At 72.1% G+C, this 15291-nt stretch carries 12 protein-coding genes; 7 read left to right on the top strand and 5 right to left on the bottom strand.

The window, feature by feature from the left end:
• Positions 1–67: 67 nt before the first annotated feature.
• Positions 68–1435 carry an NAD(P)-binding domain-containing protein gene (locus tag ABZ454_RS14790; protein WP_359538099.1) on the bottom strand — a complete coding sequence of 456 codons (1368 nt, stop codon included), beginning with the start codon at positions 1433–1435 and terminating at the stop codon, positions 68–70.
• Positions 1436–1968: 533 nt separating this feature from the next.
• On the opposite strand from ABZ454_RS14790, the gene ABZ454_RS14785 reads away from it, so the two are divergent.
• The 3 genes from ABZ454_RS14785 to ABZ454_RS14775 all read left to right on the top strand — a co-directional run bounded on the left by ABZ454_RS14785 (position 1969) and on the right by ABZ454_RS14775 (position 4208).
• Positions 1969–2583, top strand: a complete 615-nt coding sequence (locus ABZ454_RS14785) for an ABC transporter ATP-binding protein (protein ID WP_356321586.1) — start codon at positions 1969–1971, stop codon at positions 2581–2583.
• Complete coding sequence (locus ABZ454_RS14780) at positions 2580–3461, top strand: ABC transporter permease (RefSeq protein WP_359538096.1); 882 nt, start codon at positions 2580–2582, stop codon at positions 3459–3461. Before ABZ454_RS14785 ends, ABZ454_RS14780 begins: the two co-directional genes overlap by 4 nt.
• A gap of 225 nt (positions 3462–3686) precedes the next feature.
• A complete protein-coding gene (locus ABZ454_RS14775) occupies positions 3687–4208 on the top strand; it encodes a hypothetical protein (RefSeq protein WP_356321584.1) in 522 nt (173 codons plus the stop codon).
• A 183-nt stretch (positions 4209–4391) separates the two neighbouring features.
• Here the strand turns inward: ABZ454_RS14775 and ABZ454_RS14770 are convergent, their stop codons facing one another.
• From ABZ454_RS14770 to ABZ454_RS14760, 3 genes are all read right to left on the bottom strand, one after another.
• A complete protein-coding gene (locus ABZ454_RS14770; protein ID WP_359538094.1) occupies positions 4392–5573 on the bottom strand; it encodes a PP2C family protein-serine/threonine phosphatase in 1182 nt (393 codons plus the stop codon).
• A 285-nt stretch (positions 5574–5858) separates the two neighbouring features.
• Positions 5859–7331 (bottom strand): DNA/RNA helicase domain-containing protein, encoded by a 1473-nt coding sequence (locus ABZ454_RS14765; protein WP_359538093.1) that lies wholly within the window; start codon positions 7329–7331, stop codon positions 5859–5861.
• A gap of 314 nt (positions 7332–7645) precedes the next feature.
• Positions 7646–8206 carry a hypothetical protein gene (locus tag ABZ454_RS14760; RefSeq protein ID WP_356321581.1) on the bottom strand — a complete coding sequence of 187 codons (561 nt, stop codon included), beginning with the start codon at positions 8204–8206 and terminating at the stop codon, positions 7646–7648.
• Positions 8207–8505: 299 nt separating this feature from the next.
• Between ABZ454_RS14760 and ABZ454_RS14755 the strand changes: the two genes are divergently transcribed.
• Both ABZ454_RS14755 and ABZ454_RS14750 read left to right on the top strand, forming a co-directional pair.
• Entirely contained in the window at positions 8506–9090 is a 585-nt protein-coding gene (locus tag ABZ454_RS14755; RefSeq protein ID WP_359538091.1) for a TetR/AcrR family transcriptional regulator, read from the top strand.
• A 298-nt stretch (positions 9091–9388) separates the two neighbouring features.
• A complete protein-coding gene (locus ABZ454_RS14750) occupies positions 9389–10099 on the top strand; it encodes a hypothetical protein (protein WP_359538089.1) in 711 nt (236 codons plus the stop codon).
• A gap of 69 nt (positions 10100–10168) precedes the next feature.
• On the opposite strand, the gene ABZ454_RS14745 is transcribed toward ABZ454_RS14750, so the two are convergent.
• On the bottom strand, positions 10169–11698 hold the full coding sequence (locus tag ABZ454_RS14745) for a glycoside hydrolase family 43 protein (RefSeq protein ID WP_359538088.1): 1530 nt from the start codon (positions 11696–11698) through the stop codon (positions 10169–10171).
• 420 nt (positions 11699–12118) lie between these two features.
• Between ABZ454_RS14745 and ABZ454_RS14740 the strand changes: the two genes are divergently transcribed.
• Together ABZ454_RS14740 and ABZ454_RS14735 are read left to right on the top strand one after the other, a co-directional pair.
• Positions 12119–13525 carry a lipase family protein gene (locus ABZ454_RS14740; RefSeq protein ID WP_359538087.1) on the top strand — a complete coding sequence of 469 codons (1407 nt, stop codon included), beginning with the start codon at positions 12119–12121 and terminating at the stop codon, positions 13523–13525.
• 426 nt (positions 13526–13951) lie between these two features.
• Positions 13952–15127 carry a macrolide family glycosyltransferase gene (locus ABZ454_RS14735; protein ID WP_359538086.1) on the top strand — a complete coding sequence of 392 codons (1176 nt, stop codon included), beginning with the start codon at positions 13952–13954 and terminating at the stop codon, positions 15125–15127.
• The last annotated feature ends 164 nt before the right edge of the window (positions 15128–15291 follow it).

The raw sequence follows: 15291 nt of genomic DNA, 5'->3' as shown, positions 1-15291 counted from the left end.
AGGTGCGCCACCGGCCCCCCTGACCCCCTCCGCGCCGGTCACCCCGTCGCGCCCGGATCCGGGAGCATCACACCGCGTCGGCCGCCCGGGCGGGGCCGGCCGCACCGGACAGCGGCCGGAGCGCTCCGCGGGCCCGGCGCCTGCCCGCTCGCAGTTCCCGGCGGAGGGCTCCGCGGTAGGAGCGGACGTCGATCTCGATGCCGTGACGGTAGGTGGACACGTACGTCCTGTCATGGCGGCGCCGCTCACGGGCGATCGCTCGCGTCATCTCCGCCGGCGACGGCAGGGTGACCGCGCCCTCGATCAGGTCGGCGATCCATGCAGCCTGGGGTTCGAGCAACGGGAAGGCCTCACCGCCCGGTTGGGCCAGGCCCATGAAGTAGAGGCCGGGGAGCCGGGGCGGGACCGTACGCAGGTAGAGCTCGGTACGGCCGGCCGGGGCGGCGAAGACGGACGGGTCCAGGAAGGGGAAGGAGAGGGAGTAGCCGGTGGCGTACACCACGGCGTCCACGGGTTCGCGGCTGCCGTCCGTGAATGTCGCCGTGTCCCGGCCGAAGGAGCTGACGCCGGGCTTCGGGGTGACCGCTCCCCGGGCCAGCTGCACGAGGAGTTCGTCCGAGGTGGAGGGGTGGGCGGCGAGGGGCCCGCGGACCGGTTCCGGAAGCCCGTACTGAGCCGGGGCGCCACGGGTGAGCCGCAGGAGGAGCGCCATCGCCGGGCCCTTGAGGAACTGCGGAAGACGAGACAGCGGGCTCCGCGGCAAGTGGTCCGCCGGCCGGCCGAGCAGCATCTTGGGGAACACGTGCGCCGCGTCGCGTGCGGAGAGGAACGTCCGCGCCGCCGTACGGGAGATCTCCGCCGCGATCTCGCACGCTGAGTTGCCCATGCCGATCACCAGCACCCGCCGGCCGGCGTACGGCTCGGGGGTGCGGTAGGCGTGCGAGTGGACAGCCGGCCCCTCGAAGTCCTCGGCCCCGGGGACGGCGGGGTCGGGCAGGCGCGGGTCCCAGTGGTGCCCGTTGGCCACCACCACCTCGGTGTAGCACTGCGTCTTCGCCTCCCCGCCCGCGTCCCCGCGGCGTCGGCGCGCCACCTCCCATCCCCCGCCGTCGAGGGGCCGCACCGAGGTGACCTCCGTGCCGCACTCGATGTGGCGGTGCAGTCCGAACGACGCGGCGTAGTCCTCCAGGTAGGCGAGGACCTTGCTGTGGTGCGGAAAGACGGGGTAGGTCTCCGGCATGGCCAGCGAGGAGAAGGACATGCTCTCCTTCGAGATGTTCGCGTGCAGGGACGCGTACACCCCCGACATGCCGTTGTCGTTGCCGTAGCGCCAGAGCCCGCCGATTCCTGAACCGGCCTCGAAGCAGTCGAAGGCAACGTTCCGGGAGGCCAGGACCTTGCTCGCGGCCAGGCCGGACGGGCCGGCTCCGATCACACACGTTCTCCGCATGAATGACCGACCTTCTTTCGTGTGCGTGTGCGTGTGCGTGTGCGTGTGCGTGTGCGTGTGCGTGTGCGTGTACGCGCCTGCGCCGGTGGTGCGCGGCCTTGCGGCCTGCGCGTGGCGCCGCAGGCCGTGTGTGTGAGGTCGCCGGTACGCGCGTGACGTGGCCCGCGGGCCGTGTTGTCGCGGACAGGTGGGCGAGGGCGCCGGCACGCGTGAACGGGCCGCAGGAGGGCGGGCCGTGCTCCGTCGACGGGCGGTCCGGCCCCCGGAGCCGTCACGCTAGCCATCCCCGCCCGTTCAAGGCCGGTTCCGGGCGGCAAACCCGTCGCACGCGTGACACGCCGTGCACGGGGTTGACGTCAGGGAACGGGTGCGCTTCCGGCGCCGTTTCCGCTGTGTGACCTGCTCGTTGGGCACGGGCGGGCCGGTGACGTCGCCGGGTGGCCGGCCGGAAGGGCCCGCCGGCCGGCTGACGCGGACCGGCCGCCATCCTCGGAAGACCGGCACGACGGAGCAGCGCGATGGACGTCAGAGATGTGCACCACTCCTACCGGCGGCACGCCGTTCTCCGGGGCGTCGACCTCCGGCTGCGGCCCGGCACCCTCGCCGGGGTCGTGGGGGAGAACGGCGCCGGAAAGACGACCCTGCTGAAGGTCCTCGCCGGTGAACTCAGCCCGGACCGGGGGACGGTGCGTCACAGCGGCAGATTCGGCTACTGCCCGCAGTCCGTGGTCCTCGACGACTCCTTCACCGTCCGTCAGCACCTCGACTTCTTCAGGAACGCGTTCGGGCTCGCGGACCTGCGGCGGGCCGGCGAAGTGATGGAGACCCTGGCCTTCACCGAGTACCTCGACCAGCGGGCGGGCCTGCTCAGCGGGGGATCCCGGCAGAAGCTGAACCTGACGCTGGCGCTCATGCACGATCCGGACGTACTGCTGCTGGACGAGCCGTACCAGGGTTTCGACTGGGAGACGTACCTGCGCTTCTGGGAGCTGGCCACGAGCCTGCGCGACGCCGGACGCTCCGTGCTGGTCGTCTCGCACCTGGCGTACGACATCGACCGGCTGGACCTGTTGTGGCGCCTGGAGGGCGGGCGCCTGCACCGTCAGGAACCGAGGGCGGAGGCGACGGCATGAGGCGGCACTGGTCCCTGTTCGTCACGGCGTCCCGGTACGCGTTGACCGGGCATGCCCGCAACCGGTTCGCGATGCTGCTGGTGGTCGTGTACATCCCCGTATGGATCGGCCTCGCCTATGTGGCCATTCCCGACCAACCGGCACCGTTCAGGCTGCGGGCCACGGGCGAGGTCCTGTCCCCGCCCGGCAACCACCTCACCCAGATCACCGGCGCGCTGAACGCGGTCACGCTGATCGCCGGGTTCATGATGTTCGCCGCCACCTTCACGGGGGGCGCTTTCGACCGCCGCCTGGCGATGGCGGGGTACCCGAGGTATCACCTCGTCCTCGCCAAGCTCTCCGCGCTCACGCTGGTCTGTGCGGCCGTCGCGGCGTACGCCACGGCCGCCGCCGGCTTCGCCTGGTCCCCTCGCCAACCCCTCGTCCTCGCCGCCGCGCTGTTCTGCGCCGCCCTGACCTACGGCGCGCTCGGAGTGGTCCTCGGGTCGGTGCTCCGCCGCGAGGTGGAGGGCATGTTCGCCATCCTGATGATCAGCATCCTCGACGTCGCCCTGCAGAATCCCCTGTCCAGCTCCGGTTCGGACACCCCCGTCGTGCGCTTCCTGCCGACGTACGGGGCCGTGCAGGCCAGCATGTCCGCGGCCTTCTCCGACGCGTCGGCGGGTGAGGGCCTCGGCATCCAGCTCCTCTGGCTCGTGGGGGCCGCGTTCGCCGCGTTCCTGGTCTTCCGCCGTCGCACCCGCAACGCGCTCCGGCCGGAACGCGAGCTACGCGTTCCGGCTCCGTCCGGGCCGGCGCCGGGACCGGCCGAGGGCACTCAGGGCTCCCCGCGCCGGGCGGAGCACGTTCCGGCGGCCCGGCGCGTACCCCCCGAGTGATCGCCGGATCATCTGCCGCTCCACGCGCCTTCGTTCGTCGTACGGACATCCGACGGCGCCGGGCGTCACCGGCCCGTGGACGGGGCACCGGTCTGTCGGACCGGCCACGGGCCGTGCCGCCCGCAGCGGCCGTGACCTAGGGAAGCGGGTGATCGTTCTGTAGCCGTCGGGCGCTGACGCGGTGCCCGGACCGACACGCACTTCCCGCAAGGAGCACCACCCCCCATGACTCTTTCGCGTACCGTCCAGCGGACCCTCCTCACCGCGGCTCTCCTGTCCGCCTCCGCACTGACCGCCCCCTCCCCGGCCCAGGCGGCCCCCCTGCCCCCGGCGTGTCAGGAGGCGCTGACCCAGACCCTCGACAAGTTCCCCGTCGTCGACTTCACGGTCCCCGACAAGGCGCAGAACACCATGCTCGGTGAGGTCCTGGGGCTGAGCGAGGCCGATCAGGCGGTCTTCACCGAGACGGCGTGCGCGGCCTGGAACGCCTGGGCGACCCAGAACGGCCAGGCGGTCGCCACGGACCTGGACACCCGCTACCGGAACGCTGCCGGCCCCGTGTGCAACAAGTTCGCCAAGTCCGCCCTGGCGACGATCAAGAAGTACGCGCCGAACGTGCCCGCCGAGACGCGGGAGATGGAGAAGGTGGCCAAGAAGGTCTGGGTGAACTCCATGGAGAAGCTGGCCGCGGACGCCACCAACGCCGACTGCCGTACGGCCTACACCACGGCGAAGGCGGGCTGGTAGCCGCACCGGACGACGGGGTCTCGGAGTCGAGCTCCCCCCGCGGCGACGGCCCGCCCACCCCCTCCACGAGGCGGCCGTCCCGCGCCTGGCGCGGGACGGCCGCGAAGAGTTGTCCGTCCAGGCCGTCGCAGGCCGGGAAGGCGACGAAGCGAGGCACCGGCGAGCCGGGCTCGACACGGCTTCCTACCGGTGATCACGCCGGGAGGCACCGTGCCAGTCCAGTATGAGGACGGTGGCGTCGTCCTTGAGGTTGCCCCGGCAGGCTTCCAGCACCGCGGTGGTCAGGGCGCGGACGGCCTCCCTCGGATGAGAGGTCCGGGTGTCGCGCACGACAGAGGCCAGATCGACGGCTGCGGCACCGCGTTCCAGCATGCCGTCGGTGAGCAGGATCAGGCGGTCGCCGGGGGACAGCTGAAGTTCCTGCAGCCGGTAGGAGGTCGGGGCCGCCACGCCGAACGGCAGGTTGACGGCGAGCCGGACCTCCTCGACCTCGGCGGCGCCGGCCCGCAGCCGCAGGGGCCAGGGATGCCCCGCGTTGACCAGCTCGCAGGTGCCCGTGTCGAGACGGATGCACAGCAGTTGTCCGGTGGCCAGCCCCCGGCTGTGGGTCAGCAGGGCCTCGTGCGCGCGCTCGGCCTGACGGAGCGCGTCGCAACCGGTGCGGCGGGCACCGCGCAACGCACCCGTGACCAACGTGGCCAGGAGGGCGGAATCGGTGTCGTGGCCCATGGCGTCCGTGATGGACACGTGCAGCGTTTCCCGGTCGAGCGTGTAGTCGTACGTGTCGCCGCCGATGTCGTCGGCGGGGACCAGTCCGGCGGCGAGGGTGAACTGGGGGGCCTCGCAGCAGGCGGCCGAGGGGAGCAACTGGTGCTGGATCTCGGCGGCCAGGCTGGTCCGGGTGGTGCGCCGGCCCGCGTGGTACAGGTCGGTGAAGCGACGGTCCGTGACGATGATGTAGGCCAGCGCGTGGGCCGCGTCACGGAGCTTCCCGAGCACGTCCTCGTCGGCGTTCTGCAGGGTCACCTCCAGCACACCGATGCAGTCGCCGCGATTGGTCACCGGCGAGATCACGCGCTGTCCGCCCTGGCCGTCCGGTTCCACGTGCTGGCGCTGGGTGAGGAGAACCCTCTCGTAGACCGTGTTCCGCAAGTCGATCTGCTCCGCCGCGTCCGCCGTGTCACCGTCTTCGGGCGCGGTCAGGCGCAGCAGCCGCTGCCCCAGGAGATCGACGAACAGGAACGACACGCGCTCCGCCCCGAAACGTTTGCGCAGGTCGTGCGCGATCACATCCACGGACTCCCCGGGCGGCGCGGACTCCGCGGCGGCCAGCAGTCCTCCTAGTTCCAGGTCTCTCGCATACATGGCAACCTCCCATCGTTGTCGCCACTTGTTCCCCGGGTTTCCGCGACCTCACCTGCTGCGTCCGTCACAGGGCGTCCGGCTCTGGTGGTATTTCTCCCGTTCTGTCCGTCGCCTCATGGGGCAAAGTGGGCGCGCAACGGGCGATGTGCGCCGGCCCTGCGAGCCGTTGCGCACTGGCTCGACGTCCACCGAGGCGACGGGAGTGGACGCCGACGGCTTTCTCCCGCCCGTACGGTCCGTACGCGGGAAGTGCGCCGAGCCGTTGCTCCCGCACCGCCCTCCGGATCAGACGGGGGCGGCCGCCTCGACCCCCGTCATCGGGTGAATGAGCGACCGGAGCTTCGCGCGGGTCTCCGGGTCCGTGGAGTAGATCATCGTCCCCACCATCCCCCGGGTCAGCAGGACCTTGTACGTGTTGCGGATGAGACGGTGGACGTCGGCGTCCGGGGTCGCCCGGGTGAACAGACCGAGCAGGCCGGCGACCCACTTCACGTAGGCCTCGCTGCCGCCGCAGCGGAACTGGCTGTCCAGCTCCACCACGACGCAGTCGAGCCCCTGAGCGGCGGCGGCGTCCCGGATCTGCTCCTTCGTCCCCATCTCGCCGGGGCGCACCACCTGATGCTGGTCGAGCAGGAACACCGGCACCCGGGCCGCGTCGATCAGTTCCGCCACCTGTGGGCGGTCGGTGCGCAGGGCGGCCTTGGTGTAGCGGTTGGCGGACGTCCTACGGAGCCGGTGGGCCTCGTCGCAGATGAGGACGTCGAGGTCGTTCGGCTCGGCCTCCATGAAGCTGTTGAAGTACTTGAACAGCTGCTGCACCTCGGGCTTCCGGGCGCCGGCGATCTTACGCATGGTTTTGGTGAAGGACGCCGAACCGGTGGCGTGCAGGGCCGTTTCCCCGCGCCGGTACAGCTCGCCCAGGAGCGACAGGGCGATGACGCTCTTGCCGGAACCTGGGCCGCCGGTCACCACGACCACTTGCTTGTGGTTCGACCGTTTGGCCTTGCGTACCGCGGACAACACCAACTCGTAGGCGACCCGCTGCTCGTCGAGGAGGACGAACTGCTCGCGGTCGCGAACTTCCGCCGCAGCGACGGCCATCAACTGCTTCGACGGGCGCGTCCGGCCCTGGACGAGCAGGTCGGCGGCCATCGCCCCGGACTCGGGCGCGAGCCGCGAACGCAGGAAGTCGAGGAACGCGCCGCGCTGCTCGGCTGTGTACATGCGGCCTTGCAGGTCTTCCGGAACCTCACGCAGGGAACTGATGCCGAATTCCGTCGCGTTGTGCAGGAACGCCACTCCGGCCACCGACTCCGGCATCCGCTCCAGCGCACCGTTGAACGACAGCAGGTAGGAGCAGTAACCGCGGACCTGCTCGATCGGGTTGAGCACAGGGCGCGGATACGCGTCTATCCGGCAGAGCAGCGGGTCCTCCTCCTCGGCGAAGGCTTGGCTCCACTGCTTGAGCTCCACGACGACGTACGACGGCTCACCCGTCGACGGGTGGACTCCGGCCAGTATCGCGTCGGCGCGCTTGCTGGTCAGGGGGAGGGAGTACTCGATCAGCATCTCGACGTCGTCGAGTCCGGCGTCGCGCAACGCACCGGTGAGAGCGGGAATGCTGCGCTCCCAGGACCGCACTTCGGACGCTGCGGGGCGGTGGCCGTGCGCGTGCTGGAAGTTCTCCATCAGGTGCAGCGCCAGCGTCCCCTCAAGAGTGCGGGCGGCGACGGTTGCGACGGACTCGCGGAACAGCAAGGAATGCCCCCAGGCAGCACGAAGTAACTCGTGCGGGTGGGGGCATGTCCTCTTCAGTCCGCTGACGCGGAACGGAAGCCCGTCGGGCCGCAGATGATCTCGCTCATCCTAGGACGGGTCCGCGGGGTCGTGGAAGCCGCAGTCGCAGGCACGCGAGGGTGACCATGGCGTGGTGGTGCAGGGCTCGCTCGGCGTAGCGGGTGGCACCGGCCCTCCCCATGTTCGAGATGTCCGGAGCAGCGTTCGCCGACGTCGCGGCGGCGGCAGGCAGGTCGGCCGGGGTGGCGGACTGCTTCGCCTCTTCCCAGGTGGGGTCATGCGTCGTGGCCGGCGCGCTGCAGGCGGAGGGCGGAGACGAGGAAGAAGACGCCACCGAGGACGGCGTAGCCGGCCAGGTTGCCCAGGGTGGCGTCGTCCTTGCCCGCCTGTGCGAAGAAGGACGCGCCGGCGAGGGTGGAGATGGCGCCGCTGGCGATCATGGCCCACTGGCCGCCCATGCGGCGCCGGGCGGCGCCGACGACGAGTTGGACGAGGCCCGCGGTGACGGCCCAGACGCCCCAGACGCGCAGGACCGCCGGGGTGCCGGAGGTGGCGGCGACGGCGAGGCCGATGGCGGTGAGGGTGCTGAGCGCGATGTTCGCGTACAGGCCGCGGACCGGGCCGTCGTTCGCGCGGGCGGACCTGCTGTCGACGACGGCGCACGCCACGTCGAACAGCGGGTAGAGGACCAGCAGGGTCGCGCTCAACGGGCCCAGCGTGTCGGCGGTCGTGAACAGCAGGGCGGCCCAGACGACGGCGAACGCGAAGCGTACGAAGTACAGCTTCCGCAGGGCCGCGGAAACGGGGGCGGGGGTGGTGCGGACGAGGGTGTCCATGGCTGTGCCTTCCGGTGACGTCGAAACGGTGCGGGATGAATGGGCGCTTCAGGTGCCGTGGTCCGCTTGCTCGACCGGGCACCGGACCGTGCCGGCCGTCCCCTCCACGAAGCTGACGCCCGCCCGCCGGGCGGGGCCCGGCGAGCGGTCCGGTGACGGTCAGCCATGAAGGGAGCACCGGCTTCGGAGCGGCCCCAGAGATGAGGGAGAACGTTCGGTCTCTTGCGTATCTAAGGGGGCTGCCGCCGCGGCTGTCAAGACCGAACGTTCTCCCTCATCCGTTTGGTAGTCTCGACCGCATGAGTCGGGGCACGAAAGACGGCAGCACGTCCGAGGCGCGATCCAGGTTGCTCGGCACGGCGACGAGGGTCTTCTACGCGGAGGGCATCCATTCCGTCGGCGTCGACCGGATCATCGCCGAGGCGCAGGTCACGCGGGCGACGCTGTACCGGCACTTCGCGGGCAAGGAGGAACTCGTCCTCGCTTATCTCGACCAGGCCGACCGGGGGATCCGGGCGCAGGTCGAGGGCGCGCAGGCGGGCGGGGAGTCGGCAGACGACAAGGTCCGGGCCGTCGGCCGGGCCATCACCGAAGGCATTCGGTCCCCCGGTTTCCGCGGGTGCGCCTTCCTCAACGCGGTGGCCGAATACCCCGACCCCGGCCACCCCATCCACCGAGCGGTACTGGCCCACCGGCAATGGTTCCTGGACACCGTCACGGAGTTGCTGGCACAGGCCGGCCACGTGCCCGCCGACGCGGCCGGCCGGCACTTCGTCATGCTGCGGGACGGCGCCATGACGGAGGGCTGTCTCTTCGACCCGGAACTCGTCTCCGAAACCTTCCTGCAGGGCGTCGAAGGAATCCTGCGGGCGCGCACCGTCTGAGCGCCGCGCGGAGAGGGCCACCCCGCCGGGCGCCCTCGGCCGGCGCGGACCGATCCACGGGAAGATGTCCCTGAGCCGCGCGACCTCGATGGCCGCGGCGTACGGCCCGGCGCCACCGCCGAGCCCCTTCAGCGCCCGCAGCGCGTCCTCGAACTCCTCGACGGTGCGGGGTGCTTCCCGATGCCGGCGCACCGGTCACGGCCCGGCCCGCCCGCCCGGGGGCCGCACCCGCGCGCGGCCCCGTAGCGGTCGTCGTGCGCCCGCCGGGGGGGCACGGGGCAGTGATTAGGGTGAGCGGATGGACGTACAGGACGCGCAGAAACAGCGGGCGGCGCTGCCCGCCCACGTGATAGAGGTCGGGGACGAGCCGCTGGTCCGGCCGGAGCGTGACTCGGTCGGGGGGTGGCCGTTCCTCGACGACGCGCAGGAGTGGCCCTCGTGTTTCTGCGGGGAGAAACTGGCTCTCCTCTTCCAACTCGACGTTCCCCAGGGCCTGGAGCCCTTCGGCGGGGACCATCTGCTGGTGTTCCACTGCCGGGCGCACAATGACGCGTCGGAGCCCGAGTGCGCGGGGGGCCGGCTCGTGCCCCGGTACTGGGACGCCCCGCAACTGCCGTACCCCCGGCCCTTCTGGCGCATTCTGCTCCAGCGGCAGGCGGCGCTTCCGGCCGCGGAGCCCGAACCGTCGGTCCGCGCAATGCCGTTGACGCTGCGGCCCTTCGTGGACGCCCCCGACGACCGCGGGATCGGAGCCCAGACCTTCAAGCTGGGGGGTATGCCGTCCTGGGCGCAGGACCCCGAGTCCTACACGTGCGCGTGCGGCGCCGAGCTGGAGTACCTGTGCCAGGTGCCCGAGGGCATGGAGTTCGCGGTCCGTCCCGGCCTGCCGGAGCAGCCCTACAGCGTGGGGCCCGACGCGTACGGCATGTTCCTCGGCAACGAGGTCTACCTGCTGGCGTGTCCCGCCCACTGCGACCCGGCGGCCGTCTGGCCGGTCTGCCAGAACTGAGCGCCGCGCCGCGCCGACGGGACAGGACGCGCGCCGTCCGCGGGCGGGCGTCCCGTCCCCGTCCCGGTGTCAGGCCGGGCGCAGGCCGAACCAGTCGAACGCGGCACTGCCCCGGGTCGCGTACATGCCGATGACCCGGCCGGTGAAGCCGCCGGCGACCTCCGTGGTGAGGTAGCGGCCGTCGAGCGCGGCCAGGACCTCGAAGCGGCCGTCGTCCGTCTCGTACCCCAGGTGGAAGGTGTCGGGGCCGCCGACGCGGAGGCCGGGCGGGGCCGTCGCCGCCGGATCCGTGACGGAGGGGGGCAGGACCACGCTCGTGGTGACGTCGATCCGCAGGGTCGACGGGCCGGGCGGCACGGCGTGTTCGGCCACGGTCCGGCACAGCGGGCCGATCCTGGCGACCACGCGGACCGTGCCGGCGCCGTCCGACTCCACCCGGTAGTGGTGCGCCTCGTCGATCCGTACGGCGAGCCCGCCCAGGCCGCCCGCGGCGACGTCGACCCGGGTACGGGCCGTGCAGTCGGGGTCCCGCTGGCGCCGGCCCACGAAGAGCGCGCCGGGCACGTCGAGGCTGTCCGCGCGGGCGTGCAGCACCAGATGACCCGGTCGCTCGTCCAGGCGGACGGCAGCCGGGTCGTGGCGCCTCAGGGACACCCAGCACGGCGCGAGCGCGGGGGAGTCGAACTCGTCCCGCTCCGGCTCGTCCGGCCACGGGTGCGGCGACAGCGCGGGGGCCTGCGCCCGCAGGTCCACCGGACCCGGCAGCGGCCACTCGTCCTCCCAGCGGACCGGCGCCAGGAACGTCTCCCGGCCCAGGCCGTGGTACTTCGGGGTGTCGCCGCGGGGGCGGGTGCCGAGAAGCACCATCCACCAGGTGTCGTCATGTGCCTGGACGAGGTCTCCGTGGCCGACGTTCTGCACGGGGTGGCCGGTACTGCGGTGGGAGAGCACAGGATTGTCCGGGTGCGGCTCGAACGGCCCCGGCAGACTGCGGGCCCGGGCCACCGACATGGCGTGGCCGCGTTCGGTGCCGCCCTCGGACAACAGCAGGTACCACCAGTCGCCGATCCGGTACAGGTGCGGCCCTTCCGGGTACTGCAGCCCGCTGCCCGACCACAACGCGACCGGCTCGCTCAGCACTTCGCCGGTTTCCGGATCGATGCGCACAGCGTGGATGCCGTCGTCCGAGTACACGCACCAGCAGGTGCCGTCCTCGTCCCAGGCCAGATCCGGATCGATGCCCGGCACGCCGACCGTCACCGGGTCCGACCAGGGCCCGGCGGGGTCCTTCGCGGTCACCAGGACGGTGCCGGCGTCGGTGACCACGGTCGTGATCATCCAGAAGCGGCCGTCGTGGTGCCGCAGGGTGGGCGCGTACACACCGCACGAGGCCGGAACCGTCTCCGGGAGCTCCAACTGGCCCGGGCGGTCCAGCGCGTGTCCGATCAGCCGCCAGTTCACCAGGTCGCGGCTGTGCCACAGGGGCACCCCGGGCACGTACTCGAAGCTGGACGTCGCCACGTAGTAGTCGTCGCCCGCCCGGCAGATGCTCGGATCCGGACTGAAGCCGGGTATCACGGGGTTGTCGAAGAGGGCCATGTCCGTCCCAGGAGGTGGTCGGGTGGCGGGACCGGCTGCCCGCCGCACCGCCACGATCGTCGAAGCGCTTCGACGCTCGCAGGGGGAAGGGGCGCTGTCAATGGAAAACGGGCGGCTTTCGAAGAACGGTCCGGCTCGCTCCCGACGGGGCGAGGGCGGAGCTGACGGTCCGTGCGGGCGGAGACGCCGTCCGGTCCTGCAGGGGCGGGCGCCGGCGCCGGATGCCGGACCGCGTGCGTGCGCGGCGGGCTGACGCGCGGCCGGCGCCTGTGCGCCGGGTGTCGGAACGGCGGGCCGCCCTCGTCGCCGCCGGGGCCGGTCAGACAGTTACCACAGCGTAACTTACTGACGGGTTACCTTCGGTAAGTGCCGCTGCTAGCTTGCGTTCACCCGCATTCCGAGCAGAGCGAGGAGTGAGCTGTGAGCCGCAAGAGCACCCGTTCGCCTTCCACCGCCCCCACCGCGTCCCCCCTGGTTCCCCCTGCCCGCCGGCCGCGCCCCGGCGGCATCCGCGCGGTGGCCGTCGCCGTGACGGCGGCGGCCTGCGTGGCCGCGTACGCGGCGCCCGCGTCCGCCACCGACGGGTCGCAGCCCGTGGTGTCCCGGGGGGTCACCATCCCGGCCTTCTACAACCCGCCGGCCGGGCTGCCCGCCGCCAACGGCGCGGTGATCCGCCACGAGCCGCTGCCGCTCGGGCTGAGCCTGCCGGGGCTGGACGGCCGCCCGATGCCGGGCACGGCGACCCGGCTGATGTATCGCTCCACCGACTCGGGCGGGCAGGCCGTCGCGGTGACCGGCGCCTACATCGAGCCGTCCGCCGCATGGAAGGGCTCCGGTCCGCGTCCGCTGGTGGCGCTTGCCTCGGGAACCGTGGGACAGGGCGACCAGTGCGCGCCCTCCATGACCCTCCAGTACCCGCTGACCCTGAGCGGCGAGACCGTGTCCGTCGGCTACGAGACCCTGGCGATCTACCGGCTGCTCTCCGCCGGCGTCGCCGTCGTGGTCACCGACTACGTCGGTCTGGGCACGACCGACCGGCTCCACACCTACGTCAACCGGCTCGACCAGGGCCACGCCCTGCTGGACGCGGCCCGCGCCGCGCACCAGCTGCCCGGCGCCTCGATCACGCCCGACTCGCGCACCGGCCTGTACGGCTACAGCCAGGGTGGCGGGGCCAGCGCGTCCGCGGCCGAACTCCAGCCGTCCTACGCACCGGACGTCAAGCTCGCCGGCACCTACGCCGGGGCCCCGCCGGCCGACCTGACCGCGGTGATGAAGGGCATCGACGGCAGCGCCCTCGCCGGCGCCCTGGCCTGGTCGATCAACGGCTTCGCCCAGGCCGACCCCGATCTGAGGGATGTCGTCGAGGCCAACGTCAACGACGCCGGCCGGGCCGCGCTGAAGGACGCCTCGACCATGTGCGTCGGCGATGCGATCTTCGGCTACGGCTTCACCAAGAGCACCAAGTGGACCACCTCCGGGAAGTCCCTCGGAGACGTCATAGCCGCCGAGCCCGGGGCGCAGGCCGCCCTCGACCGTCAGCGCATCGGCACGCTGAAGCCCACCGGCCCGGTGCGCCTGGCGACCGGCGTGCAGGACGACATCGTGCCCCACGCCCAGGCGCGCCAACTGGCCGTCGACTGGTGCCGCAAGGGCGCCGACGTCACCTACGACGCCATCGTCCTGCCGAACCTCGGCGACAAGCTCCTGACCAACCACCTGGTCCCGCTGATCACCGACCAGGGCGACGCGATCTCCTGGATGACCGACCGCCTCTCCGGCAAGGGCACCTCGTCCAACTGCTGGACGATGCCGCTCCAGCCCTGACGCCCCGACGCCTCACCCGGACTGCCGGGCGGACCTCCGGTCCGTCCGGCAGTCATGTTCTCCACACCGACGGCCTCCGCGGGCGCGAACCGGGATGAGGAAGACGCGGGCCCCGACCGCCGCCCCGGCCCACCGCCCACGTCCGCACGATCATGTCGGGCACCGTCGACGCGCTCGAAGCCGCCGCCCCGTCCGAGTGACGGCGTGCCCGGGGCCGCCGAAAACCGGGTGCGGCGGGCCCGGGGCACCGGATAGCGTTCCGCGCATGATCTTCCAGCAGCTCTACGGCTGACGCGGGACGGGGCAGCGCCCCGCCTCCGTCCGGCATGCCCTGTGCGCGCCCACGGCCCGGCTTTCGTGCCGGAGGTGCCGACGCGCGGGTGAGCCGTGTCCTCTTCGCCGCAGATCTGAATGGAGTGATCTTCCATGTCACGCCGCCGTTCCCACATCGCCATGGTCGGCATCCCCGCCGTCAGCCACGTCCTGCCCAGTCTTGAGGTCATCCGTGAACTGGTGGCCCGCGGCCACCGGGTGACGTACGCCAACGACTCGGCGGTGGCCGACCGGATCGAGGCCACCGGCGCCGAGTTCGTCCCGTACGGCTCCGTCCTGCCGGTCGCCGACAACAACTGGCCGGACGATCCCATCGCCGCGATGGGCCTCTTCCTCGACGACGCCGTCCAGGCCCTCCCGCAGCTGAGGGCCGTCTACGACGACGACCCGGCCGACCTCTACCTGTACGACATCGGCGCCTACGCCGCGCGTGCGCTGGCCGAGTCGCAGAAGCGCCCCCTCATGCAGCTGTCCCCGACGCTCGTCGCCTGGGAAGGCTACGGACAGGACGTGTCGGCGCAGCTGTGGGCACTTCCCGGTGCCGACGCCTACCGGGCGCGGTTCACCCGGTGGCTGGCCGACTGCGGCGCTTCCACCACCGACATGGAGGCGTTCTCCGGCCGGCCCGCGCACACCCTCGCCCTGATCCCCCGGGCGATGCAGCCGCACGGCGACGACGTCGACACGGACACCGTGACGTTCGTCGGCCCCTGCTTCGGGGGACGCGCGGCCGAGCAGAGCTGGACGCGCCCCGCGGCCGCGGAGCGCGTCCTGCTGGTCTCGCTGGGTTCGGCTTACACCAACCGGCCGGAGTTCTACCGGCAGTGCCTGGCCGCGTACGGCGACCTGCCCGGCTGGCACGTCGTGCTCCAGGTCGGCAGGCACACCGACCGGGCGGAGCTCGGCACCATTCCGGACAACGTCGAAGTGCACTCCTGGGTGCCGCAGTTGGCGATCCTGGAACAGGCTGACGCCTTCGTCACCCATGCCGGCATGGGCGGCAGCTCCGAGGGTCTGTACACCGGAGTGCCGATGATCGCCGTCCCGCAGGGCGCCGAACAGTTCATGAATGCCGACCGGCTCGTGGAACTGGGCGTCGCCCGCCGCCTCGACACCGCGGACGCCACCGCCGAGGCGCTGCGTACGGCACTGACGGAACTCGTCGCCGACCCCGAGGTCGCCGGCCGTTCGGCGAGGCTGCGGGCCGAGGCGCGGGCCGAAGGCGGCACCCCGCGGGCCGCCGACCTCGTCGAGGAACTGCTGGGCTGACAGGTCGGCACGACGGCGCGGGGCCGCGCGGTGGGTTTCACCGTGCGGCCCCGGGCCGTTGGCCGTGCCGTGTGCTGTGTGGCGTGCTGCGGGGTCAGCCCTTGCGGGCGGTGATCTCCTCGGTGAGCTGGGGCACGACGGTGAAGAGGTCGCCGACGACGCCG

It is taken from the genome of Streptomyces sp. NPDC005803, from assembly GCF_040630435.1.
Taxonomy (GTDB): domain Bacteria; phylum Actinomycetota; class Actinomycetes; order Streptomycetales; family Streptomycetaceae; genus Streptomyces.
The sequence above is the reverse complement of the archived record's forward strand: the minus strand, read 5'-3'. Positions and strand labels throughout refer to the sequence as shown.